Annotated in this window: 13 protein-coding genes and 1 pseudogene; 8 read left to right on the top strand and 6 right to left on the bottom strand. The window is 63.3% G+C overall.

All coding sequences use genetic code 11. The annotated features are described in order from the left end of the window. Positions 1–187: 187 nt before the first annotated feature. Complete coding sequence (locus K0H49_RS15925; protein WP_219214367.1) at positions 188–1,057, bottom strand: enoyl-CoA hydratase/isomerase family protein; 870 nt, start codon at positions 1,055–1,057, stop codon at positions 188–190. Positions 1,058–1,123: 66 nt separating this feature from the next. On the opposite strand from K0H49_RS15925, the gene K0H49_RS15920 reads away from it, so the two are divergent. Next, the gene (locus tag K0H49_RS15920) at positions 1,124–1,498 is read left to right on the top strand and encodes a winged helix-turn-helix transcriptional regulator (RefSeq protein WP_219214365.1); all 375 of its coding nucleotides are present in this window, start codon (positions 1,124–1,126) and stop codon (positions 1,496–1,498) included. Positions 1,499–2,176: 678 nt separating this feature from the next. Here the strand turns inward: K0H49_RS15920 and K0H49_RS15915 are convergent. Continuing rightward, positions 2,177–3,103, bottom strand: coding sequence for a LysR family transcriptional regulator (locus K0H49_RS15915; protein ID WP_219214363.1), 927 nt, complete (start codon positions 3,101–3,103; stop codon positions 2,177–2,179). 97 nt (positions 3,104–3,200) lie between these two features. Between K0H49_RS15915 and K0H49_RS15910 the strand changes: the two genes are divergently transcribed. Both K0H49_RS15910 and K0H49_RS15905 read left to right on the top strand, forming a co-directional pair. Beyond that, a complete protein-coding gene (locus tag K0H49_RS15910) occupies positions 3,201–3,965 on the top strand; it encodes an SDR family NAD(P)-dependent oxidoreductase (RefSeq protein WP_219214360.1) in 765 nt (254 codons plus the stop codon). A gap of 17 nt (positions 3,966–3,982) precedes the next feature. Next, positions 3,983–4,690 (top strand): SDR family NAD(P)-dependent oxidoreductase, encoded by a 708-nt coding sequence (locus K0H49_RS15905; RefSeq protein WP_219214357.1) that lies wholly within the window; start codon positions 3,983–3,985, stop codon positions 4,688–4,690. A 355-nt stretch (positions 4,691–5,045) separates the two neighbouring features. On the opposite strand, the pseudogene K0H49_RS15900 reads toward K0H49_RS15905, so the two are convergent. The 3 genes and pseudogenes from K0H49_RS15900 to K0H49_RS15890 all read right to left on the bottom strand — a co-directional run. Next, a pseudogene (locus K0H49_RS15900) lies at positions 5,046–5,520 on the bottom strand (transposase); the annotation flags it as partial. Between the two features lie 121 nt (positions 5,521–5,641). Further along, positions 5,642–8,200 (bottom strand): penicillin acylase family protein, encoded by a 2,559-nt coding sequence (locus tag K0H49_RS15895; RefSeq protein WP_219214355.1) that lies wholly within the window; start codon positions 8,198–8,200, stop codon positions 5,642–5,644. 89 nt (positions 8,201–8,289) lie between these two features. Continuing rightward, positions 8,290–9,090, bottom strand: coding sequence for a helix-turn-helix domain-containing protein (locus K0H49_RS15890; RefSeq protein ID WP_219214352.1), 801 nt, complete (start codon positions 9,088–9,090; stop codon positions 8,290–8,292). A 413-nt stretch (positions 9,091–9,503) separates the two neighbouring features. Here K0H49_RS15890 and K0H49_RS15885 point away from each other — a divergent pair, with 413 nt between their 5' ends. Beyond that, entirely contained in the window at positions 9,504–10,361 is an 858-nt protein-coding gene (locus K0H49_RS15885; protein WP_219214349.1) for a LysR family transcriptional regulator, read from the top strand. A 19-nt stretch (positions 10,362–10,380) separates the two neighbouring features. Here the strand turns inward: K0H49_RS15885 and K0H49_RS15880 are convergent, their stop codons facing one another. Continuing rightward, on the bottom strand, positions 10,381–10,905 hold the full coding sequence (locus K0H49_RS15880) for a TetR/AcrR family transcriptional regulator (protein WP_257624910.1): 525 nt from the start codon (positions 10,903–10,905) through the stop codon (positions 10,381–10,383). Between the two features lie 467 nt (positions 10,906–11,372). Between K0H49_RS15880 and K0H49_RS15875 the strand changes: the two genes are divergently transcribed. The 4 genes from K0H49_RS15875 (at position 11,373) to K0H49_RS15860 (ending at position 15,270) form a co-directional block, all read left to right on the top strand. Further along, positions 11,373–11,876, top strand: a complete 504-nt coding sequence (locus K0H49_RS15875; RefSeq protein ID WP_257624909.1) for a 2,4'-dihydroxyacetophenone dioxygenase family protein — start codon at positions 11,373–11,375, stop codon at positions 11,874–11,876. A 164-nt stretch (positions 11,877–12,040) separates the two neighbouring features. Beyond that, the gene (locus tag K0H49_RS15870) at positions 12,041–13,042 is read left to right on the top strand and encodes an ABC transporter substrate-binding protein (protein ID WP_219214344.1); all 1,002 of its coding nucleotides are present in this window, start codon (positions 12,041–12,043) and stop codon (positions 13,040–13,042) included. A 44-nt stretch (positions 13,043–13,086) separates the two neighbouring features. Beyond that, on the top strand, positions 13,087–14,097 hold the full coding sequence (locus K0H49_RS15865; RefSeq protein WP_219214341.1) for a zinc-dependent alcohol dehydrogenase family protein: 1,011 nt from the start codon (positions 13,087–13,089) through the stop codon (positions 14,095–14,097). A 6-nt stretch (positions 14,098–14,103) separates the two neighbouring features. Beyond that, on the top strand, positions 14,104–15,270 hold the full coding sequence (locus tag K0H49_RS15860) for an epoxide hydrolase family protein (RefSeq protein ID WP_219214339.1): 1,167 nt from the start codon (positions 14,104–14,106) through the stop codon (positions 15,268–15,270). Positions 15,271–15,301 lie beyond the last annotated feature (31 nt).

The raw sequence follows: 15,301 nt of genomic DNA, 5'->3' as shown, positions 1-15,301 counted from the left end.
TCTGGTCGGTGAATCTGGGATCGTCTAGTGGCAGATTCCGGCCTCGCACTTGACGCGGCGAAGGCTCTGCGCTGCATCTCACGAATCGCTGTCGAGAACTCGATCTGGCGCAATGGCATGGAAGGCTTGCGACGACTGGCAGGCTCGCAGGGCTCAGTTCCGAAAGCGGCTCGAGCTTCCAGCGACGCTACACCTTCAGCCCTCTGAGCAGGCCCTCTAGGTTCCTCTCGCCGGCCTTGGTCTGCGCGCCCGCCTTGAGCCCAGCGCGGATGAGTTTTTCAGCTGCCGGGCGCTCGAAGAGTCCCGCCCAGGCATCGTGCTCGCGGCGAAAACCTTCCCGCAGGTCTGCCATGGGCACGGCTTTCTTGGCCGCCGCGACGACACCCGCTGGCAAGGCCGCGATGTTGCGGGCCAAGCGATCGACGAAGCCGTCGAGTTCCGCCTCAGGCAGCGCCCGGTTGATCCATCCGTAGCGCTCCGCGGTTGTCGCATCCATGACATCGGCGCCGAGGATCACCTCCAGCGCGCGACCGCGCGTCATCCGGCCGGAGAGATACTGAGTGGCCCCGCCTCCCGGCGTGATACCCATCAATGCCTCGCACTGGGCCAGTCCCGCTCGGCCTTCTGCGGCGAAAACCATGTCGGCCGCCGAGATGAACTCCGCGCCTCCGCCACGCGCCAATCCAGCGAGCTTGACGATCGTGACTTGCGGCTGATGCCGCAAGAGTTCACCGAACGCCTGGAACGGGTTGAGCCCGGCGGGTGCTTCACGAACAAAATCATCGAAGGCATGCGGCTCGTCGATCAATGTCATGTCGACATGGGCGATGAAAAACTCCGGATCCGCGCTCTGGAAAACCAACACGCGAATGCTTTCATCGTCGCGAACGGAAAGAAGAAAGCGGCGTAACTCGCCCATCAGACGGACGTCGAGGACGTTTACCGGCGGGTTCTCAATCGTGATCTTCGCGACGCCATCCGTGCTGGAAATGCGAAGCCTGCTGAATTCCGTATCTGTCATCTCGGTTTCCTTGTCCAGGTGTGCTTGTTGACCCATGGTATTGCTTGGATACTTGGCGTCAATTACGCACTTGAAGCATCCCAAGGATGCCGGAGGATACCGATGGATGAACTTGACCCGATCTACCGTGCCGACTGTCCGAGTCGTGTGATCCTCGACCAGATTGCCGACAAATGGTCGATGATGGTGCTCGCAGTGTTGCGCGAGCCTCGCCGCTTCAATGGCATTAAAAGCCGCCTCGATGGCGTCACCCAGCGTGTGCTCACGCAGACGCTGCGCAAGCTGGAGCGCAACGGCATGCTGACGCGCAGGATTCTGGATGGGCGCGTGCTCGGCGTCGAGTACGCTTTGACGCCGCTCGGTCGATCGTTGCAAGAACCGTTTTCGATCCTGTTCGATTGGACAGTCGAAAACATGAACACAATTCAGGACTATCAGCGCAGCTATGACGCTCGCGAGAATCAAGTCACCTCGTGACGGTGGCGTCGACCGTGCGCAGCCGGGCCAGTTCGCTGTCCTTGAATGCGCTCAGGCAGATCCACGAAGCTGCGCACTTCGGGATCCATGTAGCGGCTCGACACGCCTACGGCATGGACAGGCGCCGGAACCGCTGCCCAGCCGGGAAGCACGCAAGACAGCGTGCCAGCAGCGACATAGGACATCCCCCTCTTCGACGACGTGGAGACGGCTTCGTTTCAACTCTGGAGCGTGTTCGAATGGACGCCACCGCTCGATCGACACCCAGCCGCAATGCCGCGCTCCACGACATCAGATTGACGCCATCCGATATGTCACGGCACAGGCGTTCGCACCAGGAGAAGGAATGACGGGCGAGAGCAGGAGCCACGCCGCGCAGACGATCGATGGCGCAAGAGCGAGCCGCCGGCGGGATGGCCTGCTGGTCATCGACATGATCGGCTGCTGGGGGAGTTTTCGGCGCTCAGCAGCCACTGTCCGGCGCCGCCGCGATCGCCCCCGCCATCGCAGCCTTCAGTGACCGCTGCCACCGTGCAGGCGTGTCGTGATCTATGCGAATAACGACCATCGGGCGATGGCAATCCGACCCCCACACGCTGATCGCCCAGTCGCCAAAGTGCCGCGAACAAACGGCAGTTTCACTGCACCTAGGAAGTAGCGCTTGTGTCGGTCCGTATCTCAACCCGCGGACGCGGGTGCGCGGATGGCGTCTATGAACGCGCGCAGGGCAGGTGACATTTGTCGCTGTGCCGGAAAGCAGAGATGAAAGCCCGGAAACGGTGCCGACCAGGACTGCAGCAAGGGAATCAACGTACCCGCAGCGATGTAGGGCTCGACCACTGCTTCGATCGCAAAGGCGATGCCGAGGCCTTCCGCGGCGGCGCGGACGCACAGGTCGCGGCTGTTCGCGATGAATGGCCCGGCCACCTCAACCTCCAGCGCCTTGCCGTAACGCTCGAATTCCCATCGATATGGCCTCGCCTTTCCGGGCCAGCGCCATCCGATGCAGGCGTGCGTAGCCAGATCGCGGGGCGTCATGGGCGCGCCACGCCGCGCGATGTAGGCAGGCGACGCGACGGCCAACTGGCGCAGCGGCGGCCCGAGCGGCACCGCGACCAAGTCTCGCGCGATCACTTCTCCCACGCGGATCGCCGCATCGAAGCCATCGGCCACGAAGTCGGCTACATGGTCGTCGATCTCAACGTCGAGGACGATGTCTGGATAGGCTTGGTGGAACGACGCCAGCATCGGCGTGATGAACTGATCCACGGCAACGCGGAAACTCTGGATCCGGATGATGCCGGCCGGCTGGCTGCGCTGGTGGCGCGCCAGTGCAACGGCGTCCGCCAGTTCGGCCAACGCGGGATGTACACGCGACAGAAGGTGGCTTCCCGCCAGCGTCAGCGTGACGCTGCGCGTCGTGCGGTTCAAGAGCCGGATGCCGAGGGATTTCTCGAGATTGCCGATGGTCTGGCTCAACGCGGACGAGGTTACGCCCAAGTGCATGGCCGCACGACTAAAGCTCAACAGACGGGCGACGACCTCGAACGCGCGCAACTGCGCGAGATCGGTGCTGCTCAGGGACGGTTCAGCTTGCGAGGTCATTCCGATTCAGTGATCCAACTTACGAGTTCGTTCAGTTTAGGTGGTATTCACTTTAGACGGCCGATCGGCGACAGTTGTCTTCCAAAGGACAACGCCCATGCAAATCACCCCTGAGAATTCTTTGGCCGCGCTAGGCCTAGAAGGACGCGTCGCCATCATCACGGGCGCCGCGCGTGGCCTCGGCCGCACGTGTGTCGCGGCGCTGCGAGCACGCGGCGCGGTGGTCGTCGCCAGCGACTGCAACCCGTCAGTGGGAGAACTGGAGAACGACGGAGTCGTTACCTTCATCGGCGACGTGTCGCTGGAGGAAACTGCCATCGCCACGCTGGCTCTCGCGATGCAGCGGTTCGGCCGCGTCGACATCCTCGTCAACAACGCCGGGCGCACGCTCAACAAGCCGTTGCTGGAGACAAGCGCCGACGAATGGGATGCGGTGATGGCTGTAAACGCGCGCGGCAGCTTCCTGCACGCGCGTGAGGCCGTGCGTGCCATGGTGTCGGGCGGCGGGGGTGTGATCGTCAATATCGCCTCGATCGCATCAACCGTCGCGCTGAAGGAGACGTCAGCCTACGCAGCTTCCAAAGGGGCGGTCGCCCAACTGACCAAAGTGATTGCAGTGGAGTACGGCGGGTTGGGCATTCGCGCGAACGCCGTCGCGCCAGGGGTGGTGGAGACGGACATCCTAGAGGGCATCGTGCCCGACAGCCGTGCAACGCTGGCCAGCTACGGCGCGGTGCATCCACTCGGGCGTGTCGGTCAGGTGCACGAGATCGCCGAGGTTGTCGCATTCCTCGCAAGTCCTGCTTCAAGCTTCATGACCGGCGCGATCGTCGCTGCCGACGGCGGTTACACCGCGCTTTGACCAAGGGAGTTTATTGGATGACCCGATCCATCCTGATCGTCGCCGCCGAGCGCGGCCTAGGCCTCGGACTGGCACGTCAATTTTTCGAGCGCGGCTGGCACGTGGTGGGCACGGCGCGGCGGGGAGCCGACGTTGCCGGACTGCGGGAGGTCGGCAACGCGGATTCGCGGCGGCTTACGGTGGCGACCATCGACGTTACTCGGCCCGACGAGATCCCTGCGTTCCTGCTGTCGCTGGGCTCACGCCGCTTCGACGTGGCCTTCCTCAACTCTGGCATCTGGGGCGCGATGCATCAGAGTGCCGCTGTGGCGACCAACCAGGAAGTCACAGACATCATGATGACCAACGCCTTCGGCCCGATACGGCTTGCGCATCATCTTGTCGACCGCTTGGTGTCCGACCGCCCTACCCTGGCCTTCATGACCTCACACCGAGGCAGCACGGCACTCAACGAGGAAGGCGGCCTCGAACTCTATCGGGCCAGCAAAGCCGTGCTCAACATGCTCGCTCGCGGCATGCATGCGCAAAACCGGGCGCTCGGCTTGACGGTGCTGAGCATCCACCCCGGCTGGGCAAGGACGGCCATGGGCACACTCGACGGCGCCGTCGAGCCGGAGATCGAGCTTGAGACCAGCGTTCGAGGAGTAGCCGACGTGGTGGAGAGACACATGGGTTCGGGGCTAAATCTTTACCTCGATTACCGCGATACATACATACCCTGGTGAGCTAAGCGCCAGTCCACTTTCGCGGCAACGAAAGCAGGTTTTATCCGACTCAAATGAATCGCGTGACACACGACGCGTTGGCCCTCAGGTCGCGGAAAACCAGCGGTCAAGTGGAAATTGCCCGCGCTGCCTAAAGAGATCCACCCTCGGGCGGAAGCGATTTGCGTGTCCGTGGATCACGTAGCATGAAGGCTTTTTCGCGGGGAACCCGGTCTAATCAGTGCGCGAACCGCCTCGTAGAAGCTTGCCAACTCTGCACCTGCACAGGTGCATAGCGGGCTCGTCGATCTTCAGGATGTCATCGCCGTCGTGCGCGCCCTCTGCGCGATATCGAACCACAGGGTGGTCCACGAAAAGCGCATAGAGCAGCGGCGCGGGCCGCCGATCCAAAGCGCCTGCCCGTCAGCGCCGGAACGAAGCACAGGTCCTTTTCCTGCAGAATGTCGTAGACCACCCGCAGCACGTCGACGGCCAGGTCTTGAACCTTCGACGGATGCGAAACCTCAGGATCGTGGTCTCGTCGGGCAAGCCGCTGACGCCGTCGCCCGACCTGCGAACTCCCGCTGCAGCGGCACGTCGCGCAGCGCCTCTTCCATTGCCGGTTCACTCGGTCCGAACCGCTGCTGCAAGCAATGAATGCGCAATGTCGTCTCGATCGCAAATGGCGAGCGGCGAGTCTTGGCTCGAGAGCTCTGCGGCTCGACGATCTGCACGAGCGTGCTCCATGGCGCCACCCAATCCATCTCATCAAGGACCTCGGGCTTGCGCGTCTGCTTCGTCGATCGGTTCAGGCCAAGCCGAACTGAGTCGCTGAAACATGTGTTTGGCAATCATGGAATCAGATCTTGCAAGGCTCGGGCCTGTTTTGCAGACCATCCTTAGACGGAGCGAAGGCAGGCACCGGCAGGAGCCGGAGCCGCATCCTCGCTGTTTGGCCGCTGCTCGCCCCACCTACTCGCTCAAATCCACGGTCTTGTACGCGGAGTCGGCAGTGATCTCCGCCTGCGTATAAGGAATGCGCAACCACCGCTTGGCGCTGTAGGCACGGGTGTAGTCGGCGTGGTGCGCCGAGGCCGGGTCGTCCGAGAGCGAGTAGGTCAGGAAGGTGTCGGCCTCAACCTTTCCAGCCGGAAAGCGAACGATCTGCATATAGCTGTTGGCAATGACCGAATCGCCGTCCAGGCTGTAGCCACCGCGATCGAGGCGATTGAAGGTGGCCGCGGTGGTGAAGACACCCGTGATGTCGCTCATTCCGCCAAACAGCGGGATCTTCTGGCCGTTGCGCGTGACGAACAGGTAGTCACCCCGCGGCGCATTCACCGGATAGGGGCTGGCCTTGATGCGCATCAACGCAGCGCCGAATGCCTGGCGCAATGCATCTGTCGCATTGCTCCTGATCTCGCGCGGCGTGTTCAGCGGATCTTCGGTGGAAAAAGGCACGGCATAGAGATCGTTCTTTGGGATCGCGTTCTCCACCCGCCCCCAGAACTCGTCCCAGACATGAGCGCCCCGCGCTTCGATGTTGTCGGTGTTATCCCAACCGCGCAGTGCGGCACAGGCCTCGGCGGTCTCGACAGTGCCTGCGGGGGTACCACCCAGATAAGGATCGTTGTAGGACGTCACATCGATGCTGGGGACCGCGCACACCAGGGCCAACGCTTGTGCCTTGAAGCGCTCCGCAGTGTAGACGCGGCTGTCGAGCACCATCTGCTGCACCGTCGTTACGGTGGCTGTCTTGCCCGCATAGCCGTCCGTGCCGCTCAGACGGCCCTGCGCCATCAGATGGCCGAGGCGAGAGCGGGTGGTGAACCCGGTTTCGACGCCGCCGAAGATGGCGGGATAGCCATTGAGCCGCTCATTCGGATTGGTGAGCCAAGCACTCGCGTTCATGTTGGCCACGTAGTCGTCGCGCAAAAGGCTCGGCATGCGCGAAGGTCCGACAGATCCTTTCTGTACTGAGTCGGGGTCGGTCTGCCAATCGCACTCGCTGCGCGATCCATCGAACACCGGTACGCGTTCCAGCGCTGCGGCAAGCAGCTTGCCCACGGGCGTAGTGCAGCGCTCGGTTTGCTGCGGCGAGACGTTCGGCACGGCTGTGATGTCCGCGTACCAGGCCTTGGCACTTCCGCGACCCACGGCAGTGGTGTTGACCCACGGAATCGCCGCCTCCTCGCGTTGGATGGCGATGAATTCTTCGAGCGACTTGGCCTGGTCCCAGCGCAGCCAGGTTCGGAAGGAGCGGAAGTTGTCGGCGTTGATGTCGCGGATTGCGAAAGCCGTACGTGAGTTCCAAGCCAGCGCGGGGCTCATGCTGGCGAGGTTGATGAGGGGGCCATACTCGCTCTTGTAGAGCGTGCGGGTTTGCGTGAGGCCACCCTTGACATCAACGGCGATGGTGCTGGGCTTCATTTTCACCGCCTTGCCGTCGCGCAGGTAGCTGGTCGGGTCGCCCTCGGCCAGCGTGAGTTCATAAAGGCCAAAGCGCCGCGCGGCCGATACGGTGTGACTCCAGGCGACGTTCTGGTTGAACCCGATCAGGATCACCGGGACGCCCAGAAAGGAAGCCCCGCTCACATCCAACTCGCCGGGAATGGTGAGTTGGGCCTGGTAGAAGCGGTCGGGGCCGCGCCAGTACCAGTGCGGGTTGCCGAACTGCAGCGCGCTATCGTCGCCCGTGCCCGCCGTGCCGAAGGCGAACATGTTGCTGCCTACGCCATGCTTGCCTCCCACTTCCAGTGCCGGCGTCTTCGGGGGCTGGGTGCGCAGCGCGGCGAGCTGCGTGTTCTGCGTGCGACGCAGCGCGCGTACCGATGTTTGCGCCGGGCCTGCCGGTGATGCTGGCGCGACCGCACTGGCGATCTGCGTCACGAAATTGCCGTAACCGGCCGTTAAGTTGGTCGCGTAGAGGCGACGCCAGATATCCCCTGCCGTGATGGGGACCACCCAGGCCTCGCCACGGCAAGCCTCGTGCGCGCCGGCTTCGCCACCGGCCTTTAGATCGCGCACGTAGCGGCTGTAGCCGGCCGCGAAGCCTTCGACCAGCTTCTTCAGCTTGTCGGGCTGGGCTTGCGCGAAAGCGTCGACCGTCTCGCTGGTCAGCACCTGCTTGTGGAAGAAATCGGATTCAATGTTCTTGGGCCGACCGATCGTTCCCGTGTACACGAGCAGCGTATCGGCACCGAAATTCTTCGACCGCTCGCCGCGGTAGGTGAGAAATGCGTCGGCCATGGTGCAGAGGTTGTCCTGCGCCTGTGCATAGCCATAGCCGTAGCCCACGCCGCCCCAGTCAGCCGCCTTAATGTGAGGCACGCCCATCGCTGTACGGCGGATCTCGACCTTGAAAGCGGTCGCGCCGCTGCCAGGAGGCGCCGGGTTGTCGGAAGCGGGCGGCGAAATGCCGGCAGAAGGCGAGCCGTTGTTGCCCCCTCCTCCGCCGCATGCGGCGAGCGCGGCTGCGATGGCCATCAGGCCCAAGTGCCTCGTGGCGCGCCAGAGTTGTCGTTGTTGCATTGTGTCTCCTGTGAACGGACTCCGCTGGGGAGTGCAGAAGAGCTTAGGGACGACTGGCGCGCGCCCGTTGTACGCACCGGCCGTCTTCCTCAGGGTGGACCCCACGTGTGCAACGCATCGAGATCGGAGCGCACCTTCACATGTGCGCCGTTGGCGAGGAATGAAGGCACCAGTCCAAAGCACCGCTGGTAGGTACGGCTCATGTGGGCCATGTCCGTAAATCCGCCCTTGTGCGCGATGTCCGCCAGCGGGCCGCCGCGACTCGCGAACTGCTGAACCGTACGCCGCACCTTGGTCCACAGCAGATAGCGCTTGATCGACAGCCCCAACTGTTGGCTAAACAGATGCGTTAGCCGATCGGGTGAGAGGCAGACCTCGGCCGACAAATCCCGCAGCGGCAGCGGTCCGACATGGGCTCGTGCTCGCTCCAGCACGCGCTGGATGCGCGGGTCCAGCGGCACGTGATGCAGGGGACGACCGGCCACGGCTTCGACCATGCGCGTGCTGAGTTCGCGCAGTTGGTCATTGCGCAGTTCGCCCTGCAGAGCGGCTTCGAAGCGCTCGCGCAGGTGTCCGAAGCAGTGGGCGTCGATGGTCTGGATGCCGCGATTGCCCTGCACGCCTTCCAGCATCCTCGCCACGCTGGAAGACGGCTCGGTGTTGAGCGACAGCAGGCCGCATCCGTCGACATCGAGCCGGCGCGGCACGTGCGGCGACACAAGCGCCGCTGTACAGCGTACCCGAGTGCCGTCCAGCCCTGCAAGTTCGAAGGGTCGACCGCTGGCCGACACCAGGAGCGTGGCCGAGGGGCGAGCCGTCAGACCCGAGTGAATGGACGGCGTAATGTAGAGAAAGCGGTCATCCCACAAATGGAGGTAGTTGTTCTGCATACCGTAGAACGAGGTGGGCCGGTCTACCGGCGAATGTGGCGTGCGCGGTGGCCTGCTTCAGCAGCCTCGTGCCGAACTCGGCCTCAGCGTCGCTCGCTCTCGGGGTCAAATCAACGCGGGCGCCCCCTGCCGGCCCTGCAGCACGACAGCATCCAGGTATAGGCCCTGCGTTGCACATACGTACTGGATCAAACGCCGACGGAATTTTTCCCAGAAGACGGAATCGCCGCCGCAAGACATGAAGGACGCGCTCCGTTTGAGGCTGTGAAGTCTAGAAACACGTGGTGCGTGCGCCAAGTGAATTTTTCTTATTCCAGCTATCAGCGCCGATGGCGGCAACGAGCTCTCAGACCACTGTGTTTGCAATCAGACCAAATCGATAGGAAAATAGAGCGCCCCAAAAAAGCCATGCTTTGAGCCGCCATCTCGACATCGACCTGCTGCGCACCTTCGTGGCGATTGCACAGGCGCGCACCCTTGGGCGCGCCGCGGCCAGGATCGGCCGCACACAGGCAGCGGTAAGCATGCAGGTCAAGAAGCTCGAAGAGACGTTGAACCAGCCGCTTCTGCATCGCACCGGTCGCGGCGTCGTGCTTACGCTGCACGGGGAGCGCTTGCTGAGCCATGCACGCACGATCCTGCAGCACCACGATGCGGCGCTGGCCGAGATCTCAGGCGAGATGCTGTCGGGAACGCTGCGCTTCGGCTGCCCAGAGGACTACGCCGTCGCGTTCCTGCCGCAGATCCTGCGCGGCTTCGCGGACCTGTATCCCCAGGTCCGCGTAGAAGTGTTCTGCGCGCCGACCGCCCGGCTCGACGAGCAGTTGAAAAAACACGCGCTCGACCTCGCGCTCGTCTCCACGATCGGGGTGGGCGGCAAGCAACCAGCGATTCGCCACGAACCGCTGGTGTGGGTGGGCTTGCGGCACGACGTCGTGGCGGCGTGCGAGCCGCTGCAACTTGCGCTGTCCGACCCCGACACGCTGGACCACCGCGCGGCGCGCGAGCGGCTCGACATTGCCCGACGCAGCTACCGACTGGCTTACGCCAGCGCCAGCATCTCGGGCTTGCTCGCCATCGTGCGTTCAGGCCGGGCCATCGCGGTCCTCACTCGATCCGCCGTACCATCGGATCTCCAGATCCTGCCGGCCGGTGATGTGCTACCCATGCTACCCATGGTCGGCCTGACTATCGAGTTCAGCCTTGAACCCCCGACGGTCATGGCGGCTGCATTCGCCGATCACTTGCAGTCGATACTGCCGACGCTCTAGCGATCTTGCCGCGCCGTGCTCAGTGGACCAGCGCCTTCATCGCCGATTCAATGATGTCGCTGCGCCATTCTTTTTGCTGCCCCAGGCGGACGGCGGCCATCGCCGCGATGCCTAGGCCGGAGAACGCGACCGTGATGCGGACGATCCGCTGCGTCTTGGCCTTTTGCGGGTCGGTTCCAAGCGCCTTGTAGATGAGCAAGGCGATTTCCATGAGCCTCGGTTCGGTGCTCTCTTCTGTGCCCGATAGCCGATTGGCGAAAGCCGACACGCCTGGCCATTCGAAGGTGAAGTCGACATAGGAGGCAATGACAGTGCGGTCGCGCCGGATCCCGGGACGCATCCCTTCGACGCTGGCCAGCAGCGCCGTGACATGGTCGAGTCCAGCCTGGAAACCCGCTTCGTAGATCGCCGCCTTGCTTGGGAAGCGATAGAGCAGCCCCGTCTTCGAATACCCGATCGCGTCCGCGATCTGCTGAAGCGACGTGTTATCGAACCCGTGCTTGGCAAACAGCCCAGCGGCGCGGTCGACGATCTGGGCGTTCATCTGGGACTTGGTCGGCCTAAGCATCGAGGCAGTCTAGCGCAGGATCCGACCGAAGTAGCCTGTTTCCGTCTGCATCGGCACAGCCTCGCAGTCGACCTGCGCACCCAGCCCGTGCCGAGCGCGATACCGGTGCCTTCCACCTGCATGCCAGAGCGCCATAAGAGTAGTTTATCGATCGAGCTCAGATCCGTATTGGACTTCTCGATGTTGCACTCTTCTAATTCATGACGGCATTACAGCAATCGCTGTGCTTCTCAGCCCTCGATTCCAACCAAAAGCGGAGACATCAACTTGCTTTCTCACATTGTCAAGGCCGACCCCCGGTGGTCGTCCTCCCTCACGCGGGCTGCCGGGTCGGCAGCTTCCTCAACTGCACTGACAGCTGTCAGGGCGACCGGCGTCTCTGAAAGTCCGGAGGTTTCTTTCCCATCGATCTCCATCCGACGGGGGTGCCAAGGATGAACAGCATGCCGACCCTCGCGGCCTTCCAATCCTCTGCGCATATGGTGCGCGAAATCGTCGAGTTGGCGCAGCCCGCGGACGAACGCGAGTGGGTTCCCCAAGGCGAACAGATCTGGTTTCGCCCCCTGATGCTGGATCGCACCACGGGCACGGTGGCCAACCTGCTGCGCGTGCGCCGAGGAGGCAACCTGGGGCGCCACATCCACAACGCGCCCGTCTTCGGCTACGTGATCAAGGGTTCGTGGCGCTATCTGGAGCACGACTGGGTGGCTAGCCAGGGCAGCTTTGTCTACGAGCCACCTGGCGAGGTCCACACACTGGTGGTGGACGCGCAGGGCGAGCACGACGAGATGATCACCTTCTTCATCGTGCAGGGCGGCCTGATCAAGGTGGACGACGACGGCAAGCCCGTGGGCTACGACAACTCGCTCACCAAGATTGCGCTGTGCGAGCGCTGGTACGCGCAATGCGGACTGGGCATCGACCACGTTCAGAGATTCGTCCGGTGAACCGGCAGGTACGCACGGTGCACATCACGGGTGGTCCCAGCGACACCAGGCCGGCGATCGGGCGCCCTGTCGCTCTTCGCCATATTGAAAAGCTGTGAGCAGGAACCCAGCCCGGTTCCCGACCGTCGCCGACAAGAAAACCTGTCCATTCCATGGAGACAAAAATGATCCGTTCACTGGCATTCAGCATCGTTGCGATCGCCGCAACGGTCGCAACCGCGTCCGCATCGGCCGACGATCTCGACAACCTGGCCAAGAAGGCCGTCGGGGAGCCGGCCGCGCTTTGGGTGTCCACCGGCACGCAGAATGAAACATCACCCGTGATCAAGGCTTTCACAACGAGGTTCCCGGCCCTCAAGATCGAGCATCTGACGCTCCTGGGTGCAGAGATGGCAACGCGGTTTGCCCAGGAGGCACGGGCTGGACAGGCACCCGACATTGCAACGGTCCCTGCCGACCAGGCCGCCGCATTGGCGGGCCGCGGTCTGCTGGCCGAATTCGACGCCAAGACCTATGGGGTCTCCAAGACGTTCGTGCCCGCGCCCTATGCTGTCATCACGGCAGTCTCGGTGTATTCGCTGGTCTCTCGCAAGAGCGTGCCGGAGGCCGAAAAGCCGCGCACATGGGACGATCTCCTGAATCCCAAATACAAGGGGAAGATAGGCCTTCCCGTGTTTTCCCATCCGCTTGCGCAGCTACCCGCCGACTGGGGCGGAGACAAGGCGACGGCCTACGTGGAAAAGCTCGTCGCACAGCAGCCGATCCTGAACACCAGCACCGCCTCGCTCGCTCAAAACGTCGCTTCAGGCGAAGTGTCCGTTGCGCTGGGCAACTATCACACTGCCGTCTTTGCCCAAAAGGCCGGAGCACCCATCGAGATCATCATGCTCAACCCGACGCCGACGACGACGAACTACAGCGTCATCAACAAGAAGGCTCCCGCCCCGAAGACCGCAGCGTTGTTCGTTGCATGGCTCACGACCGAAGAAGGTGCGAAGGCCTATGAGGACTCGACCGGCCGGGGCAATGCCTACCTTCCCTCGACGGCGACCGCGAAGCTGCTCGCAGGGCGGAAGGTCGCGGAGTATCCGATCGGCGACGTGGCGACGATGGCCGGCTGGATCTCTCGCTACAACGAACTGCTGAAACGCGCCTCCGCGAAATAGGCAGCACTGTTCTCTTCATTTGGAAACCCACAGGAAGACTTTCGATGAAAGCAATGGTTCTGAGGAAACCCGGCGGGCTCGACCGGATCGAACAGGTGGAGCGCCCGGCGCCGGGACAGCCTGCCGCCAGCGAAATCAGGGTGCGGGTCCAGGCGAGTTCGCTGAACTACCACGACCTGGGTGTCGCCATCGGTCGCTCGCCGGTGAGCGACGGCCGCATCCTCCTGGGAGACGGGGCCGGGATCGTCGAAGCCGTGGGAAGCGACATCACCGACTTTGCCCCGGGCGACCTGGTGGTGGGGTCCGCGTTTCCGCAATGGCGGTCCGGACCACCGTTCGTCAGCAGCTTTGCCGAGACCCCGGGTGACGGCGTCGACGGATTTGCCTGCTCGTTCATGACGGCCCCAGCGCGTGGTTTCACCCACGCCCCCGCAGGCTACAGCGCGGCGGAAGCTGGCACCGTTACCACGGCCGGCGTGACCGCGTGGAGGGCACTGCAAGTCCATGGACCGTTGAAGCCCGGCGAGACGGTACTGGTCCAAGGCTCTGGCGGCGTTTCCGTCTATGCCCTGCAGATTGCCAAAGCGGCGGGCGCCACAGTCATAGCCACCTCGTCATCCGACGACAAGCTCGACGTACTGGCCAGGCTGGGCGCGGACCATCTGATCAACTACAGGACCCGGCCCGACTGGGGCCAGGCCGCACTGGACTGGACGGACGGGAAAGGTGTCGATCACGTCCTTGACGTCGGTGGTCCGGCGACCATTGGGCAGTCGATCACAGCCGTCCGCGTGGGTGGGCACATTGCCGTCATCGGAGTCCTCGGCGGTCTGTCCGGCGAGCTATCTTTCATCCCTGTTCTCGCCAAACAGATCCGGATGCAGGGGTGCCTGAACGGCAACTACCAGGACCAGGTCGACCTGATCGCCTTTCTCGAAGAACACCGCATCCGGCCCGTGCTGGACAAGCGGACGTTCAAGGTCGAGCAGTTGGCGGAAGCCTTCGCATACCAGCAATCTGGCGCCCACTTCGGGAAGATCGTCCTCGAGATCTGACGCCCAATGCAAGCGCCATCCACGCGCCAGCGCACGCTGTCGATCGAGCCCTTTGCGATCGCCGTGGCCGATCAACGCCTGTCGACGGTTCAGCAGCGGGTTGCAGAGTTCGACTGGTCAATGCTTCCCGATGCAGGAGGCTGGAGTTCGGGCGTCGGGCTCGCCGATCTCGGCAGGCTGGTCGATCACTGGCGGAGAAGATTCGACTGGCGCGCGCAAGAAGCCAGACTCAACCGGATGTGGCCGCAGTACATCGCGGACATCGGCGGCCAACGGCTGCATTTCGTTCATGTCCGCGGCAATGGGTCGCGGTCGCCCGTCATGCTCATTCACGGCTGGCCGAGCTCATTCATCGAGTTCGAACAGGTGATCGCGCCACTTGTGGCCGACGGTCATGATGTCGTGGTCCCCTCACCGCCGGGCTTTGCCTTCTCAGGTCGCCCTGCGTCACCGCTGGGACCGCGGCAGATCGCAGAGCAGTTCCATCAGCTGATGGTGGCCTTGTTCGGTTCGCGCGCCTACCTGGTGCACGGCGGCGACTGGGGCTGTGCCATTGGGGCATGGATGGCCCATGCCCACCCGGAAGCCGTTGCGGCATTGCATCTGAGCATGGTGTTGGTCGACGCCGCCGACGCGGTGCCCATCGGGCCGGAGGAAGTCGCCTGGATGGACAGACGCGCCGGCCTCGCAGCGGAAGAGAGAGGCTATACCCACCAGCAGAGCAGCCGGCCTCAAACACTGGGGATCGCGATGAGCGACAGCCCCGTCGGTGTCGCGGCCTGGATCCTGGAGAAATTCGGTGCCTGGCTCGATGTTCCGCTGTCCGCCGATGGCAGCCCGAATCTTTGGCAGGTCATGAGCGAAGACCAGCTGCTGACAAACATCATGTGCTACGTGGCGCCCGGGTCCTTTGTCACGTCCACGTGGATATACCGGGGCACGGTCTTCGAAGGGTCGGACAAATTCCCGGCTGGCAGCCGCGTCCGCGTCCCCACCGGCGTCGCGGCATTTCCCGACCGGGTCTTTCCGTGTCGGCCGCGCAGCTTTGTGCAGAAAAGCTATGACGTCGTTCATTGGTCAACCATGGCGCGGGGCGGGCATTTCCCGGGCTTCGAGGAGCCGGGTCTGCTCGTTGAGGACATGCGCTGCTTCTTCGCCGCGCAGATGTCGTAGGCCAAACCGATCCACACCTTTCCAGGCCTTG

Origin of the sequence: Variovorax boronicumulans (genome assembly GCF_019352895.1) — a bacterium.
Lineage (GTDB): Bacteria > Pseudomonadota > Gammaproteobacteria > Burkholderiales > Burkholderiaceae_C > Variovorax > Variovorax boronicumulans_A.
This window is presented reverse-complemented; position numbering and strand designations above follow the sequence as displayed.